Source organism: Serratia sp. T13T92 (genome assembly GCF_047530105.1).
Classification (GTDB): Bacteria; Pseudomonadota; Gammaproteobacteria; order Enterobacterales; family Enterobacteriaceae; genus Chania; species Chania fonticola.
This window is the reverse complement of record NZ_JBLJAK010000032.1, coordinates 42,584-54,923: the sequence shown is the minus strand read 5'-3', so window position 1 is coordinate 54,923 and position 12,340 is coordinate 42,584. Positions and strand designations below refer to the sequence as shown.

At 49.1% G+C, this 12,340-nt stretch carries 14 protein-coding genes and 1 other RNA gene; 10 read left to right on the top strand and 5 right to left on the bottom strand.

Translation table 11 applies throughout. The features are described from left to right. Positions 1-163: 163 nt before the first annotated feature. Positions 164-547 carry an autonomous glycyl radical cofactor GrcA gene (grcA, locus tag ACMV5I_RS22145; protein ID WP_021178913.1) on the bottom strand — a complete coding sequence of 128 codons (384 nt, stop codon included), beginning with the start codon at positions 545-547 and terminating at the stop codon, positions 164-166. Positions 548-895: 348 nt separating this feature from the next. On the opposite strand from grcA, the gene ung reads away from it, so the two are divergent. Then, positions 896-1,579: a uracil-DNA glycosylase gene (ung, locus tag ACMV5I_RS22140; protein ID WP_021178914.1), complete on the top strand. Its 684-nt coding sequence runs from the start codon at positions 896-898 to the stop codon at positions 1,577-1,579. Positions 1,580-1,632: 53 nt separating this feature from the next. On the opposite strand, the gene grpE is transcribed toward ung, so the two are convergent. Continuing rightward, complete coding sequence (grpE, locus tag ACMV5I_RS22135) at positions 1,633-2,208, bottom strand: nucleotide exchange factor GrpE (RefSeq protein ID WP_021178915.1); 576 nt, start codon at positions 2,206-2,208, stop codon at positions 1,633-1,635. A 124-nt stretch (positions 2,209-2,332) separates the two neighbouring features. On the opposite strand from grpE, the gene nadK reads away from it, so the two are divergent. The 3 genes from nadK (at position 2,333) to bamE (ending at position 5,401) form a co-directional block, all read left to right on the top strand. Beyond that, on the top strand, positions 2,333-3,211 hold the full coding sequence (nadK, locus tag ACMV5I_RS22130) for an NAD(+) kinase (protein ID WP_024485805.1): 879 nt from the start codon (positions 2,333-2,335) through the stop codon (positions 3,209-3,211). An 86-nt stretch (positions 3,212-3,297) separates the two neighbouring features. Beyond that, on the top strand, positions 3,298-4,959 hold the full coding sequence (gene recN, locus ACMV5I_RS22125; RefSeq protein ID WP_414825276.1) for a DNA repair protein RecN: 1,662 nt from the start codon (positions 3,298-3,300) through the stop codon (positions 4,957-4,959). Between the two features lie 103 nt (positions 4,960-5,062). Further along, positions 5,063-5,401, top strand: coding sequence for an outer membrane protein assembly factor BamE (bamE, locus tag ACMV5I_RS22120; RefSeq protein ID WP_021178918.1), 339 nt, complete (start codon positions 5,063-5,065; stop codon positions 5,399-5,401). A gap of 113 nt (positions 5,402-5,514) precedes the next feature. On the opposite strand, the gene ACMV5I_RS22115 is transcribed toward bamE, so the two are convergent. Further along, the gene (locus ACMV5I_RS22115) at positions 5,515-5,799 is read right to left on the bottom strand and encodes an RnfH family protein (RefSeq protein ID WP_121607593.1); all 285 of its coding nucleotides are present in this window, start codon (positions 5,797-5,799) and stop codon (positions 5,515-5,517) included. Beyond that, positions 5,792-6,226: a type II toxin-antitoxin system RatA family toxin gene (locus ACMV5I_RS22110; protein ID WP_021178920.1), complete on the bottom strand. Its 435-nt coding sequence runs from the start codon at positions 6,224-6,226 to the stop codon at positions 5,792-5,794. Before ACMV5I_RS22110 ends, ACMV5I_RS22115 begins: the two co-directional genes overlap by 8 nt. Positions 6,227-6,387: 161 nt before the next feature. Between ACMV5I_RS22110 and smpB the strand changes: the two genes are divergently transcribed. From smpB to ACMV5I_RS22095, 3 genes are all read left to right on the top strand, one after another. Further along, on the top strand, positions 6,388-6,870 hold the full coding sequence (gene smpB, locus ACMV5I_RS22105) for an SsrA-binding protein SmpB (protein ID WP_021178921.1): 483 nt from the start codon (positions 6,388-6,390) through the stop codon (positions 6,868-6,870). A gap of 48 nt (positions 6,871-6,918) precedes the next feature. Then, positions 6,919-7,282: a transfer-messenger RNA gene (ssrA, locus tag ACMV5I_RS22100) on the top strand. Between the two features lie 203 nt (positions 7,283-7,485). After that, entirely contained in the window at positions 7,486-8,718 is a 1,233-nt protein-coding gene (locus tag ACMV5I_RS22095; protein WP_414825275.1) for an integrase domain-containing protein, read from the top strand. Positions 8,719-8,747: 29 nt separating this feature from the next. On the opposite strand, the gene ACMV5I_RS22090 is transcribed toward ACMV5I_RS22095, so the two are convergent. After that, on the bottom strand, positions 8,748-9,494 hold the full coding sequence (locus tag ACMV5I_RS22090) for a hypothetical protein (RefSeq protein WP_414825274.1): 747 nt from the start codon (positions 9,492-9,494) through the stop codon (positions 8,748-8,750). 132 nt (positions 9,495-9,626) lie between these two features. Between ACMV5I_RS22090 and ACMV5I_RS22085 the strand changes: the two genes are divergently transcribed. The 3 genes from ACMV5I_RS22085 (at position 9,627) to ACMV5I_RS22075 (ending at position 12,323) form a co-directional block, all read left to right on the top strand. Further along, a complete protein-coding gene (locus ACMV5I_RS22085; RefSeq protein WP_151426416.1) occupies positions 9,627-9,839 on the top strand; it encodes an AlpA family transcriptional regulator in 213 nt (70 codons plus the stop codon). Between the two features lie 122 nt (positions 9,840-9,961). Continuing rightward, positions 9,962-11,413: a YfjI family protein gene (locus ACMV5I_RS22080; RefSeq protein WP_414825273.1), complete on the top strand. Its 1,452-nt coding sequence runs from the start codon at positions 9,962-9,964 to the stop codon at positions 11,411-11,413. A gap of 295 nt (positions 11,414-11,708) precedes the next feature. Continuing rightward, entirely contained in the window at positions 11,709-12,323 is a 615-nt protein-coding gene (locus ACMV5I_RS22075) for an inovirus Gp2 family protein (RefSeq protein WP_414825272.1), read from the top strand. Positions 12,324-12,340: the final 17 nt, after the last annotated feature.

The window sequence follows — 12,340 nt, the reverse complement described above, 5'->3', positions numbered from 1 at the left end:
AGGAGCCCCATAGAGGCCCTCAGAAAAAGCAAAAAGCAGTGTGGTGGGAAAATATCGCGATCGCGACCTACGGTCGCTAAAAACAACGAACCCCATCAAAATAATGGGGTTCGTCATCAGTCTGAAGGGAGCCGAAGCTCCCTTTTGTCTACCTAGCCGAAAATTACAGGCTTTCGGTAAAGGTACGTGCGATCACGTCACGTTGCTGTTCTGGCGTCAGTGAGTTGAAACGCACCGCGTAACCAGAAACACGAATGGTCAGCTGCGGGTATTTTTCTGGGTTCTTAACGGCATCTTCCAGAGTTTCACGGCGCAGCACGTTCACGTTCAGGTGCTGACCACCTTCTACGCGCACGGTAGGTTGCATTTCCATCGGCACTTCGCGGTACTCGATCTGGCCCAGTTCGCTAACAGGTACGATCTGATCTTCAGCATAATCCGCTTTGGCACAGACACAGCGCGCTTCTGATTTCTCTTCATCCAGCAGCCAGAAAGAGTTCACCAGTGCTTGATTGTTCGCTTTAGTGATTTGAATACCAGTAATCATTTTGTTGCCTCCGTAATAGGGAGAAAAATTTCTACGTCGCCGAAAACTCGGTTGTGGTTCCCGGCCATTTGGTAAAACCAATGTTGTCTTGTTGTTCTGTATACCAGTCAAACCGGGTCAATTCTTTGACTAAAATCAATTTTTACGGGGTAGTCGAATGAGCATCAGAGGCAAATTTATGTTTTATATCAATTTTACCTTTTTGCTCGTTAAAATTATTTTTGTAAATTTTCAAAAATATTTGTAAGTCTCGCTCGCCATACCCATTGAAAAAGCGGGTTTCGCCGAGCAGAGGTTAACGGTAAGCTATGCACCATGAATTGCTAACAAAAACAAAGGAGAGTGCTTATGTCTACCTCCCTCACCTGGCACGACGTCATCGGCAAAGAGAAAGAGCAGCCCTACTTTCTGGATACACTCGCCTTTGTAGCTAATGAACGCCAGGCTGGTAAGACCATTTATCCACCGCAGAAAGACGTGTTTAACGCTTTCCGCTTTACCGAGTTGGCAGACGTCAAAGTGGTGATCCTGGGGCAAGATCCCTATCACGGCCCGAACCAGGCGCATGGCCTGTCGTTTTCCGTGCGCCCAGGCATCCCTGCGCCGCCTTCACTGGTCAATATGTACAAAGAGCTGGTGACGGATATCCCCGGCTTTGAACGCCCGACACACGGCTGCCTGCAAAGCTGGGCCGAGCAAGGCGTACTGCTGCTCAATACCGTATTAACCGTTGAAGGTGGCCGGGCGCATTCTCACGCTAATCTGGGCTGGGAAACCTTTACCGACAAGGTCATTGCCGCGCTAAACGAAAATCGCGAGGGTGTCGTGTTCCTGCTGTGGGGTTCACACGCACAAAAGAAAGGGAGCTTTATCGATCGCCAGCGCCATCATGTGTTGAAAGCGCCGCATCCCTCCCCGCTTTCTGCCCATCGCGGTTTCCTGGGTTGCCACCACTTTTCGCAAACCAATCAGTTACTGGAACAACAAGGCCTGGCACCGATTGACTGGGTGCCGCACCTGCCACAGGAATGATCCAGGCACAAAAAAGGCACCGCTCAGGTGCCTTTATCCTCAGCAGGTCTTAATTAAGACTTGGCTTTGGATACCGCTACCATCGCCGGGCGCAGCAGGCGGCCATTCAGCGTGTAACCTTTCTGCATCACCATCATCACATGGTTCGGCTGATGGTCGGCTGATTCCATCAGGCTCATCGCCTGGTGAACGTCCGGGTTGAATGGTACGTTGAGCTCGCCTACCACTTCGATGCCGTACTTGCGTACCGCGTCCAGCAGTGACTTCAGCGTCAGTTCAATCCCTTCGATCATCGCGACCAGTTCAGGGTTGTTCTTGTCCGCCAGCTCCAGCGCACGCTCCAGGTTGTCAATCACCGGCAGTAAATCACCGGAGAATTTTTCCAGCGCGAATTTGTGAGCCTTCTCGACATCCAGCTCACTACGGCGGCGAACGTTTTCCATTTCGGCTTTGGCACGCAGCACACTGTCACGCTCGCGTTGCTGAGCTTCAGCCAGTTGGGCTTCCAACTCGGCAATGCGATCATCGCGCAGATCGGCGCCTGCCGCCATGGCTTCCTCGTGCTGTGCTTGCTGTTCCATTTCTTCCGAGGCTTGCTCGTTTGGCGTCTTCTGTTCTTTACTACTCATGAATATCTCCGCGTTTTAGCATTAATCTCGCAACTTGGCTTATTATGGGGATCAAAACCGGGGTTTCAAGTCAACCGGTCACAATGTGGGGCATAAACCGTCCCTGGTGAGGAAAATGGCAGCGATGAAGAAAAAATTTGCATGTATTGGCATTGTTGGGCACCCGCGTCACCCTTCCGCATTGGCTACTCATGAAATGCTGTTTGAATGGTTGGTTGCCCGTGGCTACAAGGTGATCCTTGAACGCCAGATTGCCCACGATTTGGGCATGAAAGACGTAGATACCGGCAGCCTGGCGGAGATTGGTCAACGGGCCGATCTGGCCGTCGTGGTGGGTGGTGACGGTAACATGCTGGGCGCAGCGCGCGTATTGGCGCGTTATGACATCAAGGTGATCGGGGTAAACCGTGGCAATCTCGGCTTCCTGACCGATCTTGACCCGGACAACGCACTCCAGCAGTTGGCGGACGTGCTGGAAGGGGAATATATTGACGAGAAGCGCTTCCTGCTGGAAACCATCGTCCATAAAGAGCACCAGCAATGCCGCGTCAGCACCGCGATTAACGAAGTAGTGCTACACCCTGGCAAGGTGGCGCACATGATCGAGTTCGAAGTCTATATTGACGATCGCTTCGCCTTCTCGCAGCGTTCCGATGGCCTGATCATCGCCACGCCAACCGGTTCTACCGCCTACTCGCTTTCCGCAGGCGGGCCCATTCTGACTCCATCGCTGGAAGCCATCGCGCTGGTGCCAATGTTCCCGCACACGCTTTCCGCCCGGCCGCTGGTGATCAACGGTGACAGCACCATTCGCCTGAAGTTTTCCCATATCGGCAGCGATCTGGAAATCAGCTGCGACAGCCAGATCGCCCTGCCCATCCAGGAAGGCGAAGAGGTACTGATCCGCCGCAGCGACTTCCACTTAAACCTGATTCACCCCAAGGACTACAGCTATTTCAATACGTTGAGCACCAAACTGGGCTGGTCAAAAAAATTATTCTAAAAATGGCGCCAACCGCTTTACTGTATATAAAACCAGTTTATACTGTATGAAATCACAGTTATGTGTTTATACACAGGAAGGTCCCTATGTTGGCGCAATTAACCATCAGCAATTTTGCTATCGTTCGTGAGTTGGAGATCGACTTTCAAGCGGGTATGACGGCAATCACCGGTGAGACCGGTGCCGGTAAGTCGATTGCTATTGATGCGTTAGGCCTGTGCCTCGGCAACCGCGCCGACGGCAACGTCGTACGTCTGGGGGCCTCCCGTGCCGATATCTGTGCCCGTTTCTCACTGGCAGATACCCCATCCGCCCGCGAATGGCTGGAACAAAACCAGCTGGATGACAGCAACGAGTGCCTGCTGCGCCGCGTGATCGGGACTGATGGCCGCTCCCGTGGTTTTATCAACGGCACCGCCGTTCCCCTTTCCCAATTGCGGGAACTTGGCCAGCGCCTGATCCAGATCCACGGCCAGCATGCTCACCAGCTGCTGCTAAAACCCGAACACCAAAAACAGTTGCTGGATGCCTATGCTGGAGAACCGGCCTTGCAGGCAGCCATGCACCAGGCTTACCACCAATGGCATCAAAGCTGCCGCGAACTGGCGCACCATCAGCAGCAATCTCTCGAACGCGATGCCCGCAAGCAACTGCTACAATACCAGTTGAAAGAGCTGAACGAATTCGCCCCACAGGCCGGTGAATTTGAGCAGATCGACAGCGAATACAAGCGTCTGGCCAACAGCGGCCAATTGCTGACCCTCAGCCAGCAGGCTCTGCAACTGCTAGCCGATGACGAACAACACAACATGCTCAGCCAGCTCTACACCACCAAGCACCTGCTGCTGGACCTGATCGGCATGGATGAGAAGTTAAGCGGCCTGCTGGATATGCTGGAAGAGGCCTCGATCCAAATCAGCGAAGCCAGCGATGAACTGCGCCATTACGCAGACCGCATGGATCTCGATCCCAACCGCCTGCATGAACTGGAACAGCGCCTGTCGCGCCAAATCAGCCTGGCACGTAAGCACCATGTTTCACCGGAAGAATTACCCGCCCTGCATCAACAACTGCTGGATGAGCAACAGCTGCTTTCCCAACAGGCCAGCGATCAGCAACACCTGAGCGAAGCGGTCAACCTGCATCATCAACAGGCACTGGCGCTGGCTGAACAGTTGCACCAGAAGCGGCAGCACTATGCGGCCGAGTTAACTACCCTGATCACCGAGAGCATGAATGCGCTCTCGATGCCGCACGGCAAATTTAATATCGACGTCCGCTTTGAACCGGAATACCTGAGCAGTGAGGGAGCCAGCCGCGTTGAGTTCTGCGTCTCCACCAACCCGGGGCAACCGCTGCAGCCGTTGGCAAAAGTGGCCTCCGGCGGTGAGCTTTCCCGCATCGCGTTAGCCATCCAGGTCATTACCGCCCGTAAAATGGAAACCCCGGCGCTGATCTTCGATGAGGTGGACGTAGGCATCAGTGGCCCAACGGCCGCCATTGTTGGCCGCCTGCTGCGTCAGTTGGGTGAATCAACTCAGGTTATGTGCGTGACCCACCTGCCGCAGGTCGCCGGTTGCGGTCATCAGCATTTATTTGTCAGCAAGCAAACCGACGGCACGGTAACCGAAACCCAGATGTCACCTTTGGACAAACGTGCCCGTCTGCAAGAGTTGGCGCGCCTGCTCGGCGGCAGTGAAGTCACTAAAAATACGCTGGCAAACGCAAAAGAATTGCTGGCCGCATAACTTTTTTACTTTCCTGAGGTCATAATGAGGCCCTGTAAAGGTTCCCAACTGCTGCAAGGTCTATTATCATCGGCATCCTATGCCCTAAAGGAATGTGATTATTATGCGCTGTAAAATGCTGACAGCTGCCGCTGTGGTTCTTGTGATGCTGACCGCAGGCTGTTCTACTTTTGAGAAGGTGGTTTACCGGCCTGATATCAACCAGGGTAACTACCTGACACCAACCGACGTGGCAAAAATCCACAAGGGAATGACGCAACAACAGGTTGCTTACACATTGGGCACGCCAATGATGCAGGATCCGTTTGGTACCCAGACATGGTTCTACGTGTTCCGCCAAGAGCCAGGCCATGAGAAGATCACGCAGCAAACGCTGACGTTGACGTTCGACAGCGCAGGCGTGTTGACAGATCTGCAGAATAAACCGGCACTGACCGAGTAAGCCGAGCCGGAGTTGTCATCCGGCCCGTGGGGGAAGAGTGAGATCCTTCATGACAGTCGCAGGCTGCAACTCGGAAGACAACGTTCTGATGAAGATAAGGCGCATTCAGCGCCTTATTTTTTTGCCTTTTCCGCCCGCTGGCGACGCAGTTCTTTCGGATCGGCAATCAATGGCCGGTAAATCTCTACCCTGTCGCCATCATTGAGCACATCGCTCAGCTTAGCCGGACGACTGTAGATACCCACCTTGTTGCTGGCCAAATCGATATCGTTACGTAGCTCTAACAGCCCAGAAGCCAGGATGGCCTGCTCAACGTTGCTGCCTGCGGCCAACTTAACCTGGCGCACATACTGGCGTTCTGGCAACGCATAGACCACCTCAACGCGTATCTCAGACACTGTAGACCTCTTTGGCGCGCTGAGTGAACGCTTGCACCATGCTACCGGCCAGTTCTTTAAACACTTTACCGAAGGCCAGCTCGATCAGTTTGTTGGTGAACTCAAAATCCAGGTGCAGCTCTACCTTGCACGCCTCGGGGCTTAACGCGGTGAACTGCCAGCCGCCCATCAGTTTGCGGAACGGGCCATCGACCAGTTGCATATTGATGCTTTGGTTATCCAGCAGCGTATTGCGCGTGGTAAAGGTTTTGCTGATGCCGGCTTTTGCCACCTCTACCGCGGCGGTCATTTCATTTGGGGAAGCGGCAATCACCCGGCTGCCGGTGCATCCTGGCAGAAAATCGGGGTAAGAATGAACATCGTTAACCAACTGATACATCTGCTCAGCGCTGAATGGCACTAATGCAGAACGACTGATCTGGGGCATATCATTTCCTGAGAGGCAAAAAACGTACAGATAATACCATTTATCTGGCGCCAAACAAAAAATCTGCTACGCGCGGCACGGATCCAAAATGCGAGAAATTGCGCAGGTGCTGAGTGGGAAAGGATTTCTTTCGCTGCGCCATCCAGTATAATGAGCGCACTATGACAAAGAAAAAAGCATACAAACCCGGTTCCGCGACCATTGCACAAAACAAGCGAGCACGTTTCGAATACTCCATAGAAGAGGAGATCGAGGCGGGTTTGGCCCTGCAAGGTTGGGAAGTAAAATCACTGCGTGCTGGCAAAGCTAACATCAGCGACAGTTATGTGATGTTCCGCGACGGTGAAGCCTATCTGTTTGGCGCCACCATTTCGCCGCTGAACGTCGCTTCAACTCATGTGGTATGCGATCCAACACGTTCCCGTAAACTCCTGCTGAAAAAACGTGAGCTAGACTCACTGATCGGCCGCGTTACCCGCGATGGTTATACCGTCGTCGCTCTCTCCATGTATTGGAAAAATGCCTGGAGCAAGGTGAAGATCGGCGTAGCCAAAGGTAAGAAAGAACACGATAAGCGCGATGACATCAAAGATCGTGAGTGGCAGACGGCGAAAGCCCGTATCATGAAGCATGCCAATCGTTAAGCCGCTGGCTTAACAGGGTAATCTTCTGTTATACTGCACAAAGTACTTGGGGCTGATTCTGGATTCGACGGGATTTGCGAAGCCCTAGGAGCATGCCGAGGGGCGGTTTGCCTCGTAAAAAGCCGCAAAAAAATAGTCGCAAACGACGAAAACTACGCACTAGCAGCTTAATACCCTGCTTAGAGCCCTCTCTCCCTAGCTTCCGCTCTTAAGACGGGGATAAAGAGAGGTCAAACCCAAAAGAGATCGCATGGAAGTCCTGCCTGGGGCTAAAGTGCTAAATCTAATCAGGCTAGTTTGTTAGTGGCGTGTCCATCCGCAGCTGACCGGCGAATGTAAAGATTGGACTAAGCATGTAGTGCCGACGGTGTAGTAATTTCGGACGGGGGTTCAAATCCCCCCAGCTCCACCAAATTCTTGGTTGATGGTTACCAGAGCCATCCAACGAAGTCCTAGAAGCCCGCATGGCGAAAGCCCTGCGGGCTTTTTTGTACCTTCAATTTGTCCCTCGAAGTCTGAAGCCACCTAATTAAATCCGAACCTTTTAGGCACCTTGTTAGGCACCTCGTAAAGCATTATTGTTTTTGAGGTGCCTAAAACTATGGAAACCCTGCAATGGCAAGACAAACCAAACCTTTATCCGTCAAGGAAATCGAATCCGCCAAACCCAAGGAAGCGGACTACGTTCTCTATGATGGCGATGGCCTTGAGCTACTCATCAAATCAAGCGGCAGTAAGATCTGGCAGTTTCGCTACATTCGCCCTGTCACTAAGAAGCGTGCGAAAAAGAGCATTGGCCCTTATCCGTCAGTCACCCTTGCCGATGCTCGAAGCTACCGGGCAGAAGCTCGTGCTCTCCTGACAAAACAGATCGATCCTCAGGAGCACCAGCAAGAACGACTCCGCAGCACTCTTGAAGCCAAAACCAATACTTTCAAACTCGTAGCCGAACGTTGGTGGAATGTGAAGAAAACCAGCGTAACAGAGGACTATGCGGTAGATATCTGGCGCTCACTTGAAAGAGATGTTTTCCCAGCGATTGGCGATATGAGCATCACTGATATTAAAGCACACACTCTGGTCCAAGCAATTCAACCTGTTCAGGCTCGCGGAGCATTGGAAACTGTCCGTCGCCTGTGCCAACGCATCAATGAGGTCATGGTTTATGCTCAAAACACAGGTCTGATTGATGCAGTCCCCAGCGTCAATATTGGTAAGGCATTCGAGAAGCCTCAGAAAAAGAACATGCCCAGCATCCGTCCGGACCAGCTACCGCAACTCATGCAGACGATGCGTACCGCCAACATTATCCTACCAACACGGTGCCTGTTCATGTGGCAACTTCTTACTATCACCCGCCCTGCCGAAGCGGCTGAAGCCCGCTGGGACGAGATAGATCTGGAAGCACGAGAATGGAAAATCCCCGCATCACGCATGAAAATGAACCGTGATCACACTGTTCCATTGTCAGATCAAGCAATGGCCGTTTTAGAAACGATGAAACCGCTAAGTATAAATCGAGAGTTTGTCTTTCCCAGTCGTATCAAACCGACTCAATCAATGAACAGTCAAACAGTGAATGCGGCGCTAAAACGCGCCGGGTTAGGTGGCATACTCGTGTCTCATGGCTTGCGATCTATTGCTAGTACTGCACTCAATGAAGAAGGCTTTTCGCCTGACGTGATTGAAGCTGCACTTGCCCATGTCGATAAGAATGAGGTTCGTCGTGCGTATAACCGCAGTGATTATCTTGAGCAGCGACGACCTATGATGCAATGGTGGGCTGAATTTGTAACTAACGCTGAAGACGGGAAAGCGCACAAGGGAACGTTGCGATTGGTCGGATAACAACGCAAAAATGGAGTGCCCCCAGCGCTTCATTTTTTTTTCTTAGTCCGAACCGTATTATTAAATGCTTCTCGAAGCAGCTCATCTTTGTAGGCCCATTGTTTTAAAGTAATAACTAAATTCTCATACTTTAAGTCAATTTTTTTCCCAAGATGATTTTCACTCTCAATAAACTCCCAAAGCTTATCCGCAATCGCCCGTGCTGCAATATCTCTTTTTCGCCACCCTCCATCAGGTGGTGAATTTTCGTACAACAACTTTACAGCCTGCTCTTTCACTGGAATATTCAGCGCGGCCTTAGCAATACCGCCTTTGGCAGCCCCCTGTGCTCTATACCAATCAGACAATTCCATTTTTATTGTTTGGCTGAGTGTCATACACATTCCTCTCGCAACCTCAATATGACATACCGCCCTAAAAAGAGCTTCGAGTGATTCGCAATCATTTACATTGCGCAAATATATTCCTTTCTGACGCTCCCTAAGAGCACTCTCTAACTTTCCATAAAAAGATCCGAAAGCACTAGGCCACCCATCAGTATTTTTTCGGTTGAGCCCAGGATCTAAAGAAGTGAATGAAAGTTCCACTCTGAAAAAAGGGTCCGCCGATGTGAATTCATCAGTTAGCTGTTCCAGAAAAAGCTGAATGTCAGGATGTTCGTAGTCCAGCATGGGCCACGCTGATTCCCACGGCGTATTTTGCACCCAATCTGGTATCGTTCCACGTACATCGTCGAAGCTTTTAATCAAAAAATCGTAAGTTTCTTTGAAGTTCATATCCAATAAAATCAATAAGTTAAGTTATTTGTGATTCAAATAAAAAAAACGAGAAGGCACAGATATTTTCTAAAAACGACCACGCCCCTAATCTGCCTGCATCCAAACCAACATGATTCAGGAGAACAAGCAATGACATCATCTAATGTTAAGGTTCTACGCTTACCCGCTGTCGCGCTCAAAACAGGTCTTTCCAGGTCCACAATCTATGACTGGATGAACCCAAAATCTCCCCGTTTTGACTCAACGTTTCCAAGACCAAGGTCTTTGGGGAGTCAGTCAGTGGGATGGCTAGAAGCTGAACTTGATGAGTGGATTCTACAACGAATCCACTCTGTTCCATGAAGATTTATATCACAGCAGGTGGATAGATTGGCATCTATGTCGTTTTACGCTGCTATTTTGCTATTAATAGCAAAATAGCAGCCCAAGCATGAGGCACAAGCCAAAAAAGAGGAGATTAAACGTTGAGTGAAAATGAATTCCCCACGGGAATGCTTCCCCTCTCAATGCAAGAAGTTATCCGTGAAGTAAGAAATTTGACTCAAGCACCTGTATCCATGATTGCAGTAACTGCTTTGTCAGTAATTGCTCTAGCATGTCAGGGGGCAATTGATGTTCGCAGAATGGAAGGGTTAGTAGGGCCTACATCTCTTTACTTCATTATAAAAGCCTTGTCCGGAGAGAGGAAAAGCACAGTAGAGAAAGTTCTGATGAGTGCAATATATCAATTTGAACAGGAGCAGCATGAGATTTACAAAAAAAACGTAGAAACGTACAACCAAGAAATGGAGATATTTAAGGTTCGAAAGAAAGCATTACTTTCGGAGCTAAGGGTAAACACCCGAAAATGTAGGAATACTTCAGATGTGGTTGAGCAACTGAGCGAATTACATAGGTCATACCCTAAGTCACCAGTGCGCTACAAACTGATATTCAATGATGTCACACCAGCAGCTATGAAAGAATATCTTTGCGGAGATTATAATTCTGTCGGTCTGATGTCCCATGAAGCAGGGAGCGTTTTTGATGGCTATGCATTGAGGGACTTACCTTTCATTAATCAAATGTGGGATGGGTCAACAGTATCAGTACAAAGGAAAAATGCGGATGAAATTCTGATAAAGAATGCAAGACTCACTTTATCTTTAATGACTCAACCCAAGCCCTTTAATAAATTTATTATGCGAAATGATGAAGAGGCCAGAGGGAATGGTTTTTTGGCTCGCTTCCTTATTTGCGAACCGGGTTCAACACAAGGCTATAGGCTCATTGAAAACCAAAATATATCAACTGAAAACCTAAAGTCGTTCCAGAATAGACTAATAGAGATCATAAAAAAAAGCACTGAGATACTTAATAGCGGAGAAAAGAAATGCCTGCGATTTACCAATGATGCAGAAAAGCTTTGGATTAAATTTCACAATGATACCGAAGTAGAAACGAGAGATACTGGTTTATTAGCGGACTTTAAAGATTATGCCTCCAAAATGGCTGATAACATGGCGAGAATTGCTGCGTTGCTGCACTACTTTTGGGGGTATCCTGGTGATATTTCATTAGATGCTGTCATTTCAGCAAGGGCTATTTGCTTATGGTTCGGTGATGAACACATTAGATTATTTAGTAAGAGTGGGGAGCAAAAGTTAATCATGAATGATGAAAACGAATTGTGGGAATGGATAAATAACTATTGTAATCATAACTTGGTAAAAACAGGAAAGCCATATATGAAGAAAAATGCAATATTACAACTTGGGCCAAACCGGTTCAGAGAAAAGACAACTCTTGATAATACATTAACTGCGTTGTTGCTCAATGGCAGAATTCAGGTTGGTAAGGAAGGACGAACCACAATAGTGAAACCTAAAATGATAAACAAAACTCCAGCAGAGTTACTGCAAGGATTAGACTTGTAGCAGTCGTCATTTTTCAAACCTAATTGCAGAGTTACTTTTAAATAGTCACCACAGGCTGGGGCTGACTTCATCTCAAATTTAGGTGTAGGAAAAGGTATTATAATGGCCATATCCTCTTACTACTTGTTAATAGTTAGCTAAGAGATATATTAACAGTCAGAACATAATAGTATTCCAGTACTAAGATCTGATACCAGTATATACCCCTAACTCTGAGTAAGTATAGCCCTGTCTGTGTGGCAATAACCAATACGGTCCCTTACAGACCGTAGGACCAACCACATAGGTATATATTATGAACACATACATTGGATCGCATGGATTACACAACGCAGACAATCTAGACACAATACTTGAGGTGCTCAGCTATTCCACTAACGAATATCCCAGCATTATGGCCGTACGTACTGATTACCATTACCCCCCCATACTGGAAGATACCGTCGGCTGTTTCCATAACCTTAAACCTGGAGCAATATCCCGGTCGATAAACGCGTTAAAAGAGATGTTGAAAAACAGTGAGCTGCGAAGAAAACGTAACGGTGCACGGGTTCACCCCAATAACCTGCGTAATGTGTGGGCTAAAGAATTCAGCCAGTCAGGGAAATGCCACTTCCACGTTTGCTTTGTGTTCAACGAACAGGCCTACAACAAGCTGGGAGATTATAATATCGACACCAGCTTACGAATGATGATCACCAGAGCCTGGTACAGTGCATTAGGACTGGAACTGGAAGACTACCCTGGGTTGGTTCACTTCCCTGAAAACTGCCGGTATATACTGGACCGGAATTCGGCAGATTATATCTATGAGTACGGGGAGCTACTACATCGACTGGACTATTTGACCAAACTTGATAGCAAAATTTACGAAGAAGGTGAACGCAACTTCGGAGGTAGCCGGAAATAGCCATGTGAGCAGGCCTT

Bases quoted from the DNA above. Each gene is read 5' to 3' on its own strand.
- grcA (WP_021178913.1), bottom strand. From the start codon at position 547: ATGATTACTGGTATTCAAATCACTAAAGCGAACAATCAAGCACTGGTG.
- ung (WP_021178914.1), top strand. From the start codon at position 896: ATGTCTACCTCCCTCACCTGGCACGACGTCATCGGCAAAGAGAAAGAG.
- grpE (WP_021178915.1), bottom strand. From the start codon at position 2,208: ATGAGTAGTAAAGAACAGAAGACGCCAAACGAGCAAGCCTCGGAAGAA.
- nadK (WP_024485805.1), top strand. From the start codon at position 2,333: ATGAAGAAAAAATTTGCATGTATTGGCATTGTTGGGCACCCGCGTCAC.
- recN (WP_414825276.1), top strand. From the start codon at position 3,298: ATGTTGGCGCAATTAACCATCAGCAATTTTGCTATCGTTCGTGAGTTG.
- bamE (WP_021178918.1), top strand. From the start codon at position 5,063: ATGCGCTGTAAAATGCTGACAGCTGCCGCTGTGGTTCTTGTGATGCTG.
- ACMV5I_RS22110 (WP_021178920.1), bottom strand. From the start codon at position 6,226: ATGCCCCAGATCAGTCGTTCTGCATTAGTGCCATTCAGCGCTGAGCAG.
- smpB (WP_021178921.1), top strand. From the start codon at position 6,388: ATGACAAAGAAAAAAGCATACAAACCCGGTTCCGCGACCATTGCACAA.
- ACMV5I_RS22095 (WP_414825275.1), top strand. From the start codon at position 7,486: ATGGCAAGACAAACCAAACCTTTATCCGTCAAGGAAATCGAATCCGCC.
- ACMV5I_RS22090 (WP_414825274.1), bottom strand. From the start codon at position 9,494: ATGAACTTCAAAGAAACTTACGATTTTTTGATTAAAAGCTTCGACGAT.
- ACMV5I_RS22085 (WP_151426416.1), top strand. From the start codon at position 9,627: ATGACATCATCTAATGTTAAGGTTCTACGCTTACCCGCTGTCGCGCTC.
- ACMV5I_RS22075 (WP_414825272.1), top strand. From the start codon at position 11,709: ATGAACACATACATTGGATCGCATGGATTACACAACGCAGACAATCTA.